The sequence below is a fragment of the Streptomyces flavidovirens DSM 40150 genome, assembly GCF_000429085.1.
Classification (GTDB): Bacteria; Actinomycetota; Actinomycetes; order Streptomycetales; family Streptomycetaceae; genus Streptomyces; species Streptomyces flavidovirens.
Genome location: NZ_AUBE01000036.1, coordinates 1 through 14,427 on the forward strand (window position 1 = coordinate 1; position 14,427 = coordinate 14,427).

The 14,427-nt window shown below is 70.8% G+C and carries 19 protein-coding genes and 1 riboswitch; of the genes, 8 read left to right on the top strand and 11 right to left on the bottom strand.

The genetic code is table 11. From position 1 onward, the window contains the following. A partial coding sequence (locus tag G412_RS38675) for a transposase (RefSeq protein ID WP_208857941.1) occupies positions 1-346 on the top strand: 346 nt, incomplete at its 5' end. 60 nt (positions 347-406) lie between these two features. Here G412_RS38675 and G412_RS0129295 read toward each other — a convergent pair. From G412_RS0129295 to G412_RS0129330, 8 genes are all read right to left on the bottom strand, one after another. After that, positions 407-2,008, bottom strand: coding sequence for an alpha/beta hydrolase (locus G412_RS0129295; RefSeq protein ID WP_028815159.1), 1,602 nt, complete (start codon positions 2,006-2,008; stop codon positions 407-409). Positions 2,009-2,179: 171 nt separating this feature from the next. Then, positions 2,180-2,959, bottom strand: coding sequence for an urease accessory protein UreD (locus tag G412_RS0129300; RefSeq protein ID WP_051338684.1), 780 nt, complete (start codon positions 2,957-2,959; stop codon positions 2,180-2,182). Continuing rightward, entirely contained in the window at positions 2,956-3,633 is a 678-nt protein-coding gene (gene ureG, locus G412_RS0129305; protein ID WP_028815161.1) for an urease accessory protein UreG, read from the bottom strand. Before ureG ends, G412_RS0129300 begins: the two co-directional genes overlap by 4 nt. A 22-nt stretch (positions 3,634-3,655) precedes the next feature. Beyond that, positions 3,656-4,366 carry an urease accessory protein UreF gene (locus G412_RS0129310; protein ID WP_037650220.1) on the bottom strand — a complete coding sequence of 237 codons (711 nt, stop codon included), beginning with the start codon at positions 4,364-4,366 and terminating at the stop codon, positions 3,656-3,658. A gap of 2 nt (positions 4,367-4,368) precedes the next feature. After that, positions 4,369-6,090: an urease subunit alpha gene (locus G412_RS0129315; RefSeq protein WP_028815162.1), complete on the bottom strand. Its 1,722-nt coding sequence runs from the start codon at positions 6,088-6,090 to the stop codon at positions 4,369-4,371. Then, the gene (locus tag G412_RS0129320) at positions 6,083-6,394 is read right to left on the bottom strand and encodes an urease subunit beta (protein ID WP_028815163.1); all 312 of its coding nucleotides are present in this window, start codon (positions 6,392-6,394) and stop codon (positions 6,083-6,085) included. Before G412_RS0129320 ends, G412_RS0129315 begins: the two co-directional genes overlap by 8 nt. Before the next feature lie 15 nt (positions 6,395-6,409). Continuing rightward, on the bottom strand, positions 6,410-6,712 hold the full coding sequence (locus tag G412_RS0129325; RefSeq protein ID WP_028815164.1) for an urease subunit gamma: 303 nt from the start codon (positions 6,710-6,712) through the stop codon (positions 6,410-6,412). A gap of 318 nt (positions 6,713-7,030) precedes the next feature. Continuing rightward, on the bottom strand, positions 7,031-7,312 hold the full coding sequence (locus tag G412_RS0129330) for a type II toxin-antitoxin system Phd/YefM family antitoxin (RefSeq protein ID WP_028815165.1): 282 nt from the start codon (positions 7,310-7,312) through the stop codon (positions 7,031-7,033). 61 nt (positions 7,313-7,373) lie between these two features. On the opposite strand from G412_RS0129330, the gene G412_RS0129335 reads away from it, so the two are divergent. From G412_RS0129335 to G412_RS39910, 4 genes are all read left to right on the top strand, one after another. After that, complete coding sequence (locus G412_RS0129335; RefSeq protein ID WP_028815166.1) at positions 7,374-8,018, top strand: ATP-dependent Clp protease proteolytic subunit; 645 nt, start codon at positions 7,374-7,376, stop codon at positions 8,016-8,018. A gap of 8 nt (positions 8,019-8,026) precedes the next feature. Then, positions 8,027-8,335: a hypothetical protein gene (locus G412_RS0129340; protein ID WP_028815167.1), complete on the top strand. Its 309-nt coding sequence runs from the start codon at positions 8,027-8,029 to the stop codon at positions 8,333-8,335. Between the two features lie 335 nt (positions 8,336-8,670). Then, a riboswitch (cyclic di-AMP (ydaO/yuaA leader) is annotated at positions 8,671-8,833 on the top strand. 3 nt (positions 8,834-8,836) lie between these two features. Next, positions 8,837-9,310: a C40 family peptidase gene (locus tag G412_RS0129345; protein WP_028815168.1), complete on the top strand. Its 474-nt coding sequence runs from the start codon at positions 8,837-8,839 to the stop codon at positions 9,308-9,310. 44 nt (positions 9,311-9,354) lie between these two features. Further along, positions 9,355-9,741, top strand: a complete 387-nt coding sequence (locus G412_RS39910; protein ID WP_028815169.1) for a VOC family protein — start codon at positions 9,355-9,357, stop codon at positions 9,739-9,741. A gap of 30 nt (positions 9,742-9,771) precedes the next feature. Here G412_RS39910 and G412_RS0129355 read toward each other — a convergent pair whose 3' ends face one another. Continuing rightward, positions 9,772-10,416 (bottom strand): LysE family translocator, encoded by a 645-nt coding sequence (locus G412_RS0129355; RefSeq protein ID WP_028815170.1) that lies wholly within the window; start codon positions 10,414-10,416, stop codon positions 9,772-9,774. Positions 10,417-10,501: 85 nt separating this feature from the next. On the opposite strand from G412_RS0129355, the gene G412_RS0129360 reads away from it, so the two are divergent. After that, positions 10,502-11,416, top strand: coding sequence for a LysR family transcriptional regulator (locus G412_RS0129360; RefSeq protein ID WP_028815171.1), 915 nt, complete (start codon positions 10,502-10,504; stop codon positions 11,414-11,416). 33 nt (positions 11,417-11,449) lie between these two features. Here G412_RS0129360 and G412_RS0129365 read toward each other — a convergent pair whose 3' ends face one another. Next, positions 11,450-11,893 carry an ATP-binding protein gene (locus tag G412_RS0129365; RefSeq protein WP_028815172.1) on the bottom strand — a complete coding sequence of 148 codons (444 nt, stop codon included), beginning with the start codon at positions 11,891-11,893 and terminating at the stop codon, positions 11,450-11,452. Positions 11,894-12,121: 228 nt separating this feature from the next. Between G412_RS0129365 and G412_RS0129370 the strand changes: the two genes are divergently transcribed. After that, a complete protein-coding gene (locus tag G412_RS0129370) occupies positions 12,122-12,982 on the top strand; it encodes a helix-turn-helix domain-containing protein (protein ID WP_028815173.1) in 861 nt (286 codons plus the stop codon). Positions 12,983-12,990: 8 nt separating this feature from the next. Then, positions 12,991-13,233 (top strand): DUF397 domain-containing protein, encoded by a 243-nt coding sequence (locus G412_RS0129375; protein WP_028815174.1) that lies wholly within the window; start codon positions 12,991-12,993, stop codon positions 13,231-13,233. Between the two features lie 19 nt (positions 13,234-13,252). Here G412_RS0129375 and G412_RS0129380 read toward each other — a convergent pair whose 3' ends face one another. After that, positions 13,253-14,410 (bottom strand): 8-amino-7-oxononanoate synthase, encoded by a 1,158-nt coding sequence (locus G412_RS0129380; RefSeq protein ID WP_028815175.1) that lies wholly within the window; start codon positions 14,408-14,410, stop codon positions 13,253-13,255. Between the last annotated feature and the right edge of the window lie 17 nt (positions 14,411-14,427).

Genomic DNA, 14,427 nt, shown 5'->3' on the forward strand with positions numbered 1-14,427 from the left:
CGGCCAGCGCCGGGAGATCATGCTGCGACCCCAGGAAGAACACGAGGTCATCCGACACAGCCGGGCCGAGCAGCAAACCGATGCCTGGAAGGACCGTTACAAGATCCGTGCCGGGGTCGAAGGCACCATCTCACAAGGAGTTCAACGCTGTGGCCTGCGAAGATCCCGTTACCGAGGTCTCGCGAAGACAAGCCTCCAGCACCAGCTGACCGGCGCCGCCATCAACCTCGCCCGCATCGATGCCCACCTCACTAAAACACCCCGAGCCCGCACCCGCACCAGCCACTTCGCAGCACTTCGCCCCGCTGAGCTGACACTCAGCGGGGCGAAACAGGGGCCGAATTAACCAACGGCGTCGGGATGTCCGGCCGCCCCCTCCCCGTCACCTGTTACGGCCGCCGGGGCCCTACGGCTTCGGCGTGGCGTGCGGGGCGCACGTCACATCGCGGCTGTCGGTCTTCCCGGTGAGCAGGTAGGTGTCGACCCGGTCGTTGACACACGGGTTGGCGATCCCGGTGACACCGTGCGAGCCGGCGTCCTTCTCGGTGATCAGGCGTGAGCCCTTGAAGCGCTTGTGCAGTTCGACGGCGCCCTCGTACGGAGTGGCGGCGTCGCGCTCGGCCTGCACGATGAGGACGGGCGGCAGCCCCTTGCCGGACTTGACGTTCAGCGGGGTCTGCTGCTTCGACGTCCAGGTGGCGCAGGGCAAATTCATCCAGGCGTTGGCCCACGTCATGAACGGGTGGTCCTTGTGCAGCCTGGTGTTGTCCCGGTCCCATGTCTTCCAGTTAGTGGGCCACTTGGCGTCCGCGCACTCGACGGCCGTGTAGACGGCGTTGCCGTTCTCCGAGGACGCGTTGCCCGCGGTGTCCGACATGTCGGGGGCGATCGCGTCGACGAGCGCCTGCGTGTCACCCGCGGCGTACGCGCTCCAGGTCTTGGCGACGGACGCCCAGGCGGAGTCGTAGTACGGCGCGCTCTGGAAGAAACCGATGAGCTCGGCGGGGCCGACGACGCCGCCGATGGGGTCCTTCTTGGCGGTGGCGCGCAGCTTCAGCCACTGCTGTTCGACCTTCTCGGGGGTGTCCCCGAGGTGGTAGGCGGCGTCGTTCTTGGCCACCCACTGCTTCCAGTCCTCCCAGCGCGTCTGGAAGGCGACGTCCTGGTCCAGGTTGGCCTGGTACCAGATCTTCTCCTTCGACGGGTTGACCACGCTGTCGACGACCATGCGGCGGACGTGGCCGGGGAACAGCGTTCCGTAGACCGCGCCGAGGTACGTGCCGTACGAGACGCCGAGGAAGTTCAGCTTCTTCTCACCGAGCGCAGCGCGCAGGACGTCCAGGTCGCGTGCGCTGTTCGGCGTGGTCATGTGCGGCAGCAGCCACCCGCTGCGCTCCTGGCAGCCGTCCGCGTACTCGGCGGCGAGCTTGCGCTGGGCGCGCTTGTCGGCCTCACTGTCGGGCACCGGGTCGAGCTTCGGCGCCTTGACGAACTCCTGCGGGTCGACGCAGGAGATGGGCGAGGAGTGTCCGACACCGCGCGGGTCGAAGCCCACGAAGTCGTACGCCTTGGCCATCTTCGTGTAGACCGGGTTCTTCTTGGTGACCCGGGTCGGGAACTTCAGGCCCGAGGCGCCGGGGCCGCCCGGGTTGTAGAGCAGCGCGCCCTGACGGTCTTCCCTGGACCCGGTGTTGCCGATACGGTCCACGGCGATCTTGATCTTGCGGCCGTTGGGCTTGGCGTAGTCGACCGGGACGGTGACCCAGCCGCACTGGATGGGCTTGTCGAGCCCCCAGCCGGCCGGACACTCGCGCCAGTCGATGCCCGCCTTCGCGGCGCGGTGGGCGGCGATCCGCACGCCGCGCGCCTCGGACGTACTGGTGCTGGTGGTGCTGCTGGCGGTGGTGCTGCGGCCCTCGGCGCCGGCGGCCGGCGCGGCCAGTGCGCCGGCCATCAAGGTGCCCGCTATCAGAGTGCCGGCCGAGCCGAGCGCTGCTGTACGCCTCAAGTGGTGTCTCCCCCAGTGAGTGTGGTGCCGTACGTGACGACAGGTCATTGGTCAGTACGTGTACGGGCGCATCCTGTCGCCTGAAAGGCCCTGGGCAACAGGCTGTACTGGCGTTTCTTTACCAATCCCATAACCGGAGACCCATGTCCCGCTGAGCGGTGCACCTGACGGTCACCCAAATGTCCGAAGCGCCCGGTCCAGTACGCGTCGGAGCTGGAGCGCGTCGGCCGCCACCGCCGTGACCAGCACGGCGGGACCGGCGAGCGGGGCGAGCACCGCATTGTCGCCCAGAAGGGTGGTTTCAGGAGGATTGAGCTCAAAGTCGGGGTTGACGACGAGGAGTTGGCCGGTCGCCCGGTGGCCGCCGAGCACCGCTCCCCCGTCCCAGCCACCGGGCGCCCCCGGACCGTACGACAGTTCCTGGTCGAGGAGCGGGCGGCCGGCCCGGTGGACGGTGAGCCGGGTGGTGAGCGTGCCGGGCTCCTCGCCGTACCGGCCGAGGATCTGCTCCTCGCGCAGGACCAGGCGGGCGGAGGCGGCGAGCTCGACGCGGGTGATCATCCGCAGGTCGCTGCCACGGGCCGAGATCAGCGGTTCCGGCAGCCAGCGCAGGCGCGCGTCGGCTCCGGCTGTCAGCCGTACGTCGTAGCGGGCGTGCCGGCCGCCGCGGCCGGGAAGGGCGACCGTGGCCGCGGCCGAGTCCACGGCGAGCGCGGCGCCGTCCCGGACGCCGGCCTCGACGGCCAGCCGGTCGCCGCCCAGCGGCGCGCTCATCGCGCCGACGACGGTGACACGGGCGTACGCCCCCGTGCCGCGCGTGCGGCGCAGGGCGAGCGGCCCGTCGCTCTCCAGAACGGGCAGCCGGGTGCCGCCCAGGCCGTCGGGGACGGCGGTGATCCTGGCCGTCGCCCCGATGCCGGCCGGCGCCACATCCGCCGGTGCGGTGGTCATGCGGACCAGGCGGCGAGCTGTGTGCGGACCCAGTCGGCCACCGGTTTCACGCCGTTCTCGGCGGTCAGCGAGGTGAAGGCGACGGGCAGTTCGCCGCGCTGCGCCTTGGCGTCGCGCGCCATGCGGCCGAGGTCGGAGCCGACGTACGGCGCGAGGTCGGTCTTGTTGACGACCAGCAGGTCGGCCGTCGTGACACCCGGACCGCCCTTGCGCGGGATGTCGTCGCCGCCCGCCACGTCGATGACGAAGACCTGCGCGTCCACCAGTCCCTTGGAGAAGGTGGCGGTGAGGTTGTCGCCGCCGGACTCGACCAGGATCAGGTCGAGCGGTCCGACCGCGTCTTCCAGGTCCTCGACCGCTTCGAGGTTGGCTGAGATGTCGTCGCGGATGGCGGTGTGCGGGCAGGCGCCGGTCTCGACGGCCTGGATGCGCTCGGGCGGCAGCACGGCGTTGCGCAGCAGGAATTCGGCGTCCTCGCGCGTGTAGATGTCATTGGTGACGACGGCGATGGACAGCTCTTCGCGCAGTGCGCGGCACAGGGCGGCGACGGTCGCGGTCTTGCCGGAGCCGACCGGGCCGCCGAGTCCGATGCGCAGGGCGCGCTTCGTACCGTCGGGGCGGGCGGCGTCGGCGCTGACGGCCATGGCGCTGTCGTGACTGTGGTCGAGGTGCATGGTGTGCGGCTCCTAAGCGGTGTTACGAGGCGAAGAGGCGTACGGGCCAGGCCGCGTGTGCCTCGGCTGTGATGTCGAGCAGCGGCGCGGAAGCCGCGGGCAGCGTGCCGGTGCCTTCGGCCAGGGCGCGGTGGGCGGCCCCGGCGGCCCGTCGCGCGACCTGGTCGAGTTCGGGTGCGAGGCGGGCGAGGACGGCGGTCGCCTCGAAGGGGTCCAGGCCGAGGAGGCGTACCACCGCGGTGGCGGGGCCGCCGACGGTCTCGTACGCGACGCAGTGTGCGGCGTCCTCGGGCCCGAGCCCCGCCGCCCGCGCGGTGACGCCGAGCACGACGGGCTGGTGCGCGCCGCGCGGGCGCGCGGCGGCCAGCGCGTCGAGCGCGTCGCACGGCCAGGTGGCGCGGGCGGCGCGCATCAGTTGTCGGCCGAGCTTGCGTGCCGTTGCCCGCAGGGCGGGTGACGGCGTACGGGCGTCGGCGGCCTCGTCGAGTGCGAGGGCGTCGACACCGGCGGCCGCGGCGGCGGCGAGCGCCGCCGAGGTGAGTCCGGTGGTGTGCAGACGGCCCCGGCAGAAGGCGGCGAGGTCCGTGGCGTCGCGGATACGCCCCGCCTTGACGGCGGCCTCGGCGCCGCCGGAGTGGGCGTGGCCGCCGGCGGGGAACCGCCCGTCCGCGAGGACGAGAAGGGCGGTCCGCGCCGCGCCGGGCGCTGCCGGGTCGGGTGTGGAGGTGTCCATGGTCAGAAGAGGAAGTAACGCTGGGCCATGGGCAGTTCCGGCGCGGGCGCGGGTTCGACCGCGTCGCCGTCGATCGTCACCGTGAAGGTGTCGGGGTCGACCTCGACGCGCGGGAGAGCGTCGTTCTCGCGCATGTCGGCCTTGGTGACCCGCCGCGTGTTCCTGATGGGTACGAACCGCTTGCCGAGGCCGAGTCGTTCGGGCAGTCCGTCCTCGATCGCGGCCCGGGCGACGAAGTTGAAGGAGTTGCCGGCCGGAGCCCTGCCGAGCGCGCCGAACATCGGCCGGGGCATGACCGGCTGCGGGGTCGGGATGGAGGCATTGGCGTCGCCCATCTGCGCGTACGCGATCTGCCCGCCCTTGATGACGAGCTGCGGCTTGACGCCGAAGAAGGCCGGCTCCCACAGCACGAGGTCGGCGAGCTTCCCGCTCTCGACGGAGCCGATCTCGTGGTCGAGGCCCTGTGCGACGGCCGGGTTGATCGTGTACTTGGCGACATAGCGACGCGCACGGTGGTTGTCGGCGCGTCCGTCGCCCGGCAGGGCGCCCCGGCGCTTCTTCATGACGTGCGCGGTCTGCCAGGTGCGCAGCGCGACCTCCCCGATGCGGCCCATCGCCTGCGAGTCGGAGGAGATGATCGAGATCGCGCCGAGGTCGTGCAGGATGTCCTCGGCCGCGATGGTGGAGGGCCGGATCCGGGATTCGGCGAAGGCGAGGTCCTCCGGCACGGCCGGGTTCAGGTGGTGGCAGACCATCAGCATGTCGAGGTGTTCCTCGATGGTGTTGACGGTGTGCGGGCGGGTCGGGTTGGTGGAGCTGGGCAGGACGTACGGCTCGGAGACGACCGTGATGATGTCCGGTGCGTGTCCGCCGCCCGCTCCCTCGGTGTGGTACGCGTGGATGGTGCGCCCGGCGATGGCGGCGAGGGTGTCCCCGACGAATCCGGCCTCGTTCAGCGTGTCGGTGTGGATGGCGACCTGCGCGCCGGTCTCCTCGCACACACTGAGGCAGGTGTCGATGACGGCCGGGGTGGCGCCCCAGTCCTCGTGGATCTTGAATCCGAGCGCGCCGCCGCGCAGTTGGGCGTGCATGGCGTCGCGGGACATGGTGTTGCCCTTGCCGAGCAGCCCGATGTTGACGGGGTAGTGCTCCAGCGCCTCGAACATCCGGGCCAGGTGCCAGCCGCCGGGCGTGACCGTGGTCGCCTTGGTGCCCTCGGCGGGGCCGGTGCCGCCGCCGACGAGCGTGGTGATGCCGCAGGAGAGCGCCTGGTCGACGACGGTCGGCGAGATGAAGTGGACGTGCGCGTCGATGGTCCCGGCGGTGAGGATCTTGCCGTTGCCGGCGATGATCTCGGTCTCGGGCCCGATGACCAGGTCGGGGTGTACGCCGTCCATGGTGTCGGGGTTGCCGGCCTTGCCGATGCCGGTGATCCGCCCGTCCCGCAGGCCGATGTCGGCCTTCACGATGCCCCAGTGGTCGAGGATCACCGCGCCGGTGATGACGGTGTCGGGGGCACCGTCGGCCCGGGTGGTCCGGGCCTGGCCCATGGACTCGCGGATGACCTTGCCGCCGCCGAACACCGCCTCGTCACCGGCGCGTCCGGGGCCGCCGCAGCGGTCCTCCTCGATCTCGATGAACAGGTCGGTGTCGGCGAGGCGGATGCGGTCGCCGGTGGTCGGGCCGAACAGGTCGGCGTACACAGGGCGCGGCAGCTCAGGCATCGAGGGCACCTCCGGTCTCCCCGCGCAGACCGGCGACAACGCGCAGGCCGCCGACGGGGACGAGTTCGACGTCGACGGGGATGCCGGGCTCGAAGCGCACGGCGGTGCCCGCGGCGATGTTCAGCCGCAGGCCGCGGGCGGCGGCGCGGTCGAAGACGAGGCCGGGGTTGGCCTCGGCGAAGTGGTAGTGGGAGCCGACCTGGACGGGCCGGTCGGCCGCGTTGAGGACGGTGAGGCGGGTGACGGGCAGGGCCTCGTTGAGGGCGACGGGCTCGTCGGCGTACAGGATCTCTCCGGGGATCATCGGCCGCGTCCCCCGTCAGGCGATCGGTTCGTGGACGGTGACGAGCTTGGTGCCGTCCGGGAAGGTCGCCTCGACCTGTACGTCGTGGATCATCTCGGGGATGCCCTCCATCACGTCGTCACGGGTGAGCACCTTGCGGCCCGACGACATGAGTTCGGCGACGGTGCGGCCGTCGCGGGCGCCTTCGAGGATGTGGGCGGTGATGAGGGCGATCGATTCGGGGTGGTTGAGCTTCACGCCACGCGCCAAACGCTTCTCCGCCACGTCCGCCGCCACATGGATGAGCAGTCTCTCCTGCTCGTGCGGGGTCAGTTGCACGCGTGCTACCTCCAGTCCTGCCGCCAGGCCGCCCGGGCGGGGGCAGGCGGATCCAACGCGTCGGCGAGGCTGAGGACGGGAACGGAACCACGGCGTCCACCTCGGGCGCAGCGGGACCATATCCAACTTCAACACTCTGTTGACCTGGGCTTTCTCACCACGCGGCCAGGCATTGCACGTTAGAGCGGAAGTTTTTCCAACGCGTTAACTGGGCCTTTGCACGTCCATGGTCATCAACACGTTCGGCCCGCCCCGCGGAACTCATGGGGCGGGCCGGGGTCGTATACGGCGCGCAGGACCGCCCGCCTCGCGGACGCGTCAGTTGCCGGGCGCTTCGCCCCGGTGCTCGGCGGCGATGCCGAAGCGGCGCCGTTCGCCGGCAGCGGACGACGCCGACCCGATCGTGGAGACCGAACTGATCACCGACTCCTCGGCGGCTTCCTGCTCACCCTCGAGTCGTTCCAGGTCAGCGGCGGATACCAGCGCCACCAACGGCTTCCCGTGCCGGGTCACGACCACCCGTTCACCGCCGTAGACGACGCGGTTGATCAGCTCTGCCAGCTCTGCCCGGGCTTGCGTCACCGGAATCTCGTACGCCATGCTCCCCATAGTACGAGCTGTACGTCCTGTACATTTTTTACGGAGACCCGGAGGCACCGCCATGCACCGACCCCCCGCCCACAGCGCCCGCTACGTACTGCCCGAGTTCACGGAACGCACCAGCGCCGGGAGCCGCACGGTCGATCCGTACGCGAAGCTGCTCGACGAGCGCATCGTCTTCCTGGGGACGGCCGTCGACGACACCGCGGCCAATGACGTGATGGCGCAGTTCATGCACCTCGAACACGCCGCCCCCGACCGGGACATCTCGCTGTACATCAACTCCCCCGGCGGCTCGCACACCGCCATGACCGCGATCTACGACACGATCCAGTTCGTCACCTGCGACGTCGAGACGATCTGCCTGGGCCAGGCCGCGTCCCCCGCCGCCGTGCTGCTCGCGGCCGGCACGCCGGGCAAGCGCCTCGCGCTGCCGGGAGCGCGGGTGCTGCTCAGCCAGCCCTCCATCGACCAGCCCGTGCACGGCCGGCCCTCCGACCTGGAGATCGAGGCACGGGAGTTGACGCGCATGCGCAAGCTGCTCACCGAACTCCTCGCGCGGCACACCGGCCGGAGCGTGGCGCGCGTCGACGAAGACATCGAGCGCGACAAGGTGTTCACGGCCGAAGCGGCGGCGGCGTACGGCCTGGTGGACCAGGTAGTACAGAGCCGCAAGGCCTCCCTGACGTCCTCCTCGCCGAGGTGAATCCGCGCATGCTGCCGCCCGAACTGCCGCCGCTGCCCGCACTGACGCGCGCCGAGTGCGAGTTCGTCGACCGTTACCTCGAAGTCCTCGACCTGATGGGACGCATCAACCCCGCACGGGGTGCGGACACCTACGGCGCCCTGCGGGCGGCGCAGGCCCTCGCCGGGAAGGCCGCCGCCCTGCGGGACGCGCTCGCCCTGATGTACGAACGCGGCGAGACGCGCGTGCATGCCGCCACGCTCGCACGGGCCTTGCGCGTGCTCGACGGAGAGCGGCGCGCGGGCCGCGTCACCCTCCCGCCAGCGTCAGAGAGTTGACACTCAGCCAGCCATCTACCCTCCATTGGCGTACGAGAGGAGCTCATCCAAACGGCGTAGGAAATACCTGAACAGCGGTATGGCCCAACTTGCGCAACCTGCCTACGCGGCAGGCGGAATTGAGCATTCCGCCGCTGGTACGGCGGTCGCCGGGCACCCGCGCCCCGCGCCGCGAATCGCCCTGTCCACCCGAACGGGTCATCGGTGAGTAGCCTCACAAAACGCCGTTTCGGCTCGGAAATCCGGTGGTTTATGAGTCAAGATCCCTGGGACGACAAGCCCCCGCCACCGCGGCGGGGCGGTCCGGGCGGACGCTGAGTCCTGCCGCCGTTCCGGATGACTGGTCGACAGGAGTGCATCGGCAGGAGTGGAGGACCCAAGCAGTACGGGGTGACCGGAGACGGTCGTCCCTCGGGGTGAAGCCGCGTTACGCGGCCGGGCATCTTCGCCTGTCCGAACCCGACAGGTCATCCTTCACAGGCGGCTGACGAAGGGTTGCGCATGACCGCGCACAGGAATGTCCCGACCGTACTGTCCCGGGCCGGAGCCGCTTCGGCTCTCACCCTCGCCGCGATCGGCGGCACGATGCTGGCACCGGGGGCCGTCCCCGAGGCACACGCCGCGGCGCACTCGACGAAGGCGCTCAACGTCGCCGCGTCGAAGAAGGGGGCCCCGTACAGGTACGGGGCAGCGGGCCCGAGCCGGTTCGACTGCTCAGGGCTGACGCTCTATTCGTACAAGAAGGCCGGCAAGAGCCTGCCGCGCACCGCCCAGGCCCAGTACAACAAGACCCGGCACATCTCCGCCTCCAGCCGCCAGCGCGGCGACCTGGTCTTCTTCCACTCCGGGCGGAGCGTCTACCACGTGGGCATCTACGCGGGGAGCGGCAAGATCTGGCACTCCCCCAAGTCGGGCTCCGTGGTCAAGCTGGAGAAGATCTGGTCCAAGAGCGTCCGGTACGGCCGGGTGCGCTGAATATTCCGCACGGGCTGTCGGTCCGGGAAGGTACGTTCGTCGCCATGACCTTCCTGAATCCGGTACGTCACATCACCTTCGATGCCCACGACCCGTACGCCGTCGCCGAGTTCTGGTCCCACCTGACCGGCTACAAGCTGCTGGACGCGCCGGGCGACGACGAGGTGCTGATCGATCCGGAGCAACCCGAGGTGCCCGGCCTCCTGTTCATCCGGGTGCCGGACGGCAAGACCGTCAAGAACCGCGTCCACCTCGACATCCAGCCGCCGCGCGGCACGCGGGATGCCGAGGTGGAGCGGCTCGCCGCGCTCGGTGCGCGGATCGTCAGCGACCGTCGCACCGAGGACGGTCTGGGCTGGGTCGTCATGGCCGACCCCGAGGGCAACGAATTCTGCGTGGAGCGCAGCACTGAGGAGCGCGGGCTCGTCTGACGGGGGTGCAGGGGGCCCACGGTCCTGCGGCTACCCGGCCGCCGTCACCGTTCCTGCCAGCAGGGCCACCCCCAGCACGACGAGCGCGCTCCCGCTGACCGCTTCCACGGCGCAGGCCGCGCCCGGCCGCCGCAGCCACCCACCGAGCCCGTCCACCAGCAGTGCCACGGCCGTGAACCACAGCATCGCCAGTACGACGACGATCGTGGCGAGCAGCAGGGTCCTCGGCAGCGGCTGCTGGTCCGCGGGCACGAACTGGGGAAGCAGACTGAGGAAGAGCACCGGCGCCTTGGGGTTGAGCGCGTTGGTGAGGAAGCCCTGGCGCAGACTGCGGCCGGTGCCGCCGGCCCTTCTCCCCTCCGGCTCCGGTTCCACATTCCGTGGCGGCGCCGGGCGCAGCGCGGACCGCAGGGCCCGGTAGCCGAGGAAGAGGATGTAGGCGCCACCGAGCAGCTGGATCGCGCGGAAGAGCGCCGGCACGGCGACCAGTACGGCGGCGAGTCCCGCCACGGCCAGCGCCGTGTGGACGAGGAGCCCGCCCGCGACCCCCGCCGCGCACGCCACTCCATCGCGGCGTGATGCCAGTGCGTTGCGTACGACGACGGTGAAATCCGCGCCGGGCATGGCGACCATGCCGGCGGCGACGCCCGTGAAGGCGACAAGTTGTACGTCCATGCCCTCAGCCTGGCCGGGGCTTTAGCATGTACTTGCAATACTCTGGGTTGGCCTAAAGATATGCTTAAGGGTCAGGAGCCGCCGGATGTACGACCCGACCCGGCTCGCGGCGCTGGTGGCGGTCGCCGAGGCCGGTTCGATCACGCGGGCCGCCGCGCGCCTGGGCTACACCGCGCCCGCCCTGTCCCAGCAGCTCGCGAAGCTGGAGCGGGAGGCGGGCGCCGCTCTGCTGGTACGCCATCACCGCGGGGCCCGCCTGACGGCGGCGGGCGAACTGCTGGCGGCGCGGGCCCGGCGCGTACTGGACGAGATGGACCAGGCGCGGCACGAGCTCGCCCGGCTGGCAGGCCTGTCCGGCGGACGCCTGCGCGTGGGTACGTTCACCACGGCCGGGATTCATCTGCTGCCGCCCGTGCTCAGTGCCTTCCGCCGCGCCCATCCGGACGTGGAACTGGCGGTGGCCGACTACGAGCCGCCCGACGGCGTCTCGGCGGTGGCCTCGGGCGCGGTCGACCTGGCGCTGACCCACGCCTACGAGCCCGCACCGCCCGTACCGTTGCCCGCCGGGGTCGCGGCGGAGCCCCTGCTGGTGGAGGAGCTCGTACTGGTGACAGCGCCCGGCCACGCGCTGGCCGGCGGCTCCGGGCGGCTGCCGGTCGCCGAACTCGCCGGGCAGCCGCTGATCAGCAGCGCGCCCTCGCATCCGGCCCGGCAGGGCGTGGAGGCGGCGCTGGCCGCGGCAGGGGCGACCCCGGCAGTGGTGTGCGAGTCGCCGGGGTACGCCCTGGTGTGCGCCCTGGTCAGTGCGGGGGTGGGGGTGGCCGTGGTGCCGGAGATGGTCGCCGCGATGGCGATGACCCCGCTGGGCGTACGGGCGCTGGAGCCGGCCGGGCTGCGGCGCACAATCTCGGTGGCGCACCGGCCGGGCGAGGCAAGCCCGGCGGCGGACACGCTGCGCGCGCTGCTGCGCGGCGCGTTCGGCAGGGCTGCGGCATCCTGACGGCCTGACGACTCTTCCTGGCCGACGGGTCGTCTACTGGACGACGGGCTGTTGCACGGGAACGGTCCAGGGCAGTTCGATCCACACGGTCTTGCCCCCTTCGCGGGTGGGCTGGACGGAGACCCGCCCACCGCATTCGGCGGTGAGACACCGGATGATCACTATGCCGCGCCCGTTGTCCTGCTGGACGGCCGCGGGAAGCCGTTTCGGCCAGCGCGGGTGGCTGTCGGTGACGCCGATGCGCAACTGCTCGTCCCGGTCGAGCTGTACGTCAACGGTGAACGTCGGCGACTGCCCGAAAGTGTGCTGAACGGCATTGGTGGCCAGCTCCGAAACGATCAGCCGTACGGTATCGGCGGCGTCGGATCCGGGGGTCATGCCCCACTCGCCGAGAATCTCCGCGACATATCTCCTCGCGGCGGAGACCGAGGCTGGCTCGCTCGGCAGAGTGACGGATGCTTCCTGGTGGTCTGCCATGGCGACGCTGTCCCTTTCCCACCGGGGCCGGACTCCGACTCGTAGCGGATGAACTTCGAGGACGGCCTCGGATTGTGCTCCGTCGTCAGAGTGCCACTCCTGGTGCTCCGATAGGGCCTCATCACCCAAGATATGCATATATCTGTCGCTCGATGCGGTGAACTCTGCTACGCGAGACCGTATTCGGGCTCGAACCGGCGCATCCTCGCCGGTTGGAAGGAGGCGGACATGCGGCAGAGTCCCGCGGTACGTCGGCGCAAGCTCGGAGAGGAGCTGCGGAGACTGCGCGACAGGGCCGGGCTCACCAGCCCCGAGGCCGCCCGCCTGGTCGGGTGGCACCAGTCGAAGGTGAGCAGGATCGAGACAGGCCGCAGTGCCGTGAAGCCGTCCGACGTGACCCGGCTGCTCGACGCGTACGGAGTCACCGACCCCCGGCTGAGGGAGCTGGTCCACGCGTTGACGAGCCCACCGGCCAAGGAGAACGGCAAGCACTGGTGGCACGCGTACCGCGGGCTGCTGCCGCCCCAGTACCGGGACCTCATCAGCCTGGAGTCGCAGGCGAGTGCGGCGCGCACCCTGGAGACCACGGTGGTGCCGGGGCTGCTTCAGACCCCGGACTACGCACGGGCGGTGACGCGGGCGGCGCTCGCGGGCCTGCCCGCGGCGAAGGTCGATTCGCTGGTCGAGGTGCGGATCACCCGTCAGGAAGTGCTGGGTTCGGGAAAACCGCTGGAATTGAGCGCGGTGCTGGACGAGGCGGTGCTGCGCCGTCCGGTGGGCGGCCGGCAGATCATGAAACAGCAGTTACGGCAGTTACTGGCGGTGGCAGAATTGCCTCATGTCCGTTTACAGGTCCTGCCGTTCGAGTCCGGAGCGCACATTGGACTCACGGGCCCTTTCGTTATCTTCTCTTTTCCGAACATAGCTGATCTGGATGTGGTTGTTATCGACCACTTGACGAGTAGCCTCTACCTGGAACGGAAAGAAGACCTCAAGGCGTACGACGCCGCGTTCAACGCGCTTCAGGAACAGGCTCTTTCACCAGAGGAATCATCCGCTCTCATCACGCGTATCAGTGATGACCGGTAGGAGGCCCCGTGTCCGCACCTCTTGCGAACTTACCTTCCAGCACTCTCCTGCACGGAACCCGGTGGCGGCGCAGCAGCCGCAGCACCGGGATGAACAACTGCGTCGAGGCGGCCCGCCTCACCGACGGCCTGCTGGCCGTGCGCGATTCCAAGAACGTCACCCGGCCAGCCCTGCTGTTCGGGCCGGACACCTGGACGTGCTTCCTGTCCGCCGTGCGCGACGAGGCGCTGGGCGAGGGAAGCCGAAGCTGACGAGCTGAGCGACCGGCCGTCAGAAGGCGGCGGTGGGGGCGGTCCGCACGACCGTGGCCACCGCCTCCTCGACCTGCGGGCCCGTCAGGTCCGCGCGAGCGGTCAGCCGGAGCCTGGAGATACCGTCCGGCACCGACGGCGGACGGAAACAGCCCACGACGAGACCGGCGGCCCGGCAGTCGGCGGCCCACCGCACCGCCTCCTCGGGCGAGGGCGCCAGGACCGACACCACGGCGGCGTCCGGACGTACGGCGGACAGACCCGCGTCCGTCAGTCCGCGGTGCAGTGACACGGCGACCGTACGGGCCCTCGCCGCCAGCTCCGGTTCGCGGCGCAGCAGCCGTACGCTCGCCAGCGCCGCGCCCGCCGCGGCCGGTGCCAGGCCGGTGTCGAAGATGAACGTACGGGCCGTGTTGACCAGGTGGTCGATGACGCGGGCCGGGCCGAGGACCGCTCCGCCCTGGCTGCCGAGCGACTTGGAGAGCGTGAGCGTGGCGACGACGCCGTCCGCTCCGGCCAGGCCCGCCGCGTCCAGGGCGCCCCTGCCTCCGTCACCGAGCACCCCGAGGCCGTGGGCGTCGTCGACGAGGAGGGCGGCGCCGTACGCGCGGCAGGCGGCTGCCAGTTCGGGCAGGGGCGCCGCGTCGCCGTCCACCGAGAAGACCGAGTCGGTGACGGCGAGGGCGCGGCCGTCGTGCGCGTCGAGTGTCTTGCGTACGGCGTCGGGGTCGGTGTGCGGCACCACGGCGGTCGTGGCGCGCGAGAGCCGGCAGCCGTCCACGATCGAGGCGTGGTTGAGGGCGTCGGAAACGATCAGCGAACCGTGGCCGCTGAGCGCGGTGAGGGCGGCAAGGTTGGCGGCGTAACCGGAGGAGAGGACCAGAGCCGCCCCGAATCCGCAGAAATCGGCCAATTCCCGCTCAAGTTCGGCGTGCAGCCGCGTGCTGCCGGTGACGAGCCGCGACCCGGTGGCGCCGGCGCCCCAGCGGCGGGCGGCGTCCGCGGCGGCGGCGGTGACCTCCGGGCGGTGCGTGAGGCCGAGGTAGTCGTTGCTCGCGAGGTCGAGCAGGGCGGACTCGGCGGGGCGCGGGCGCAGCGTCCTGACGAGGCCGGCCCTGGCACGTACCGCCGCCTGCTCGTCGATCCAGTCGAACGGGTCGAACGGTCCCTGGGGCATGGAAGAGTCCCTTTTGT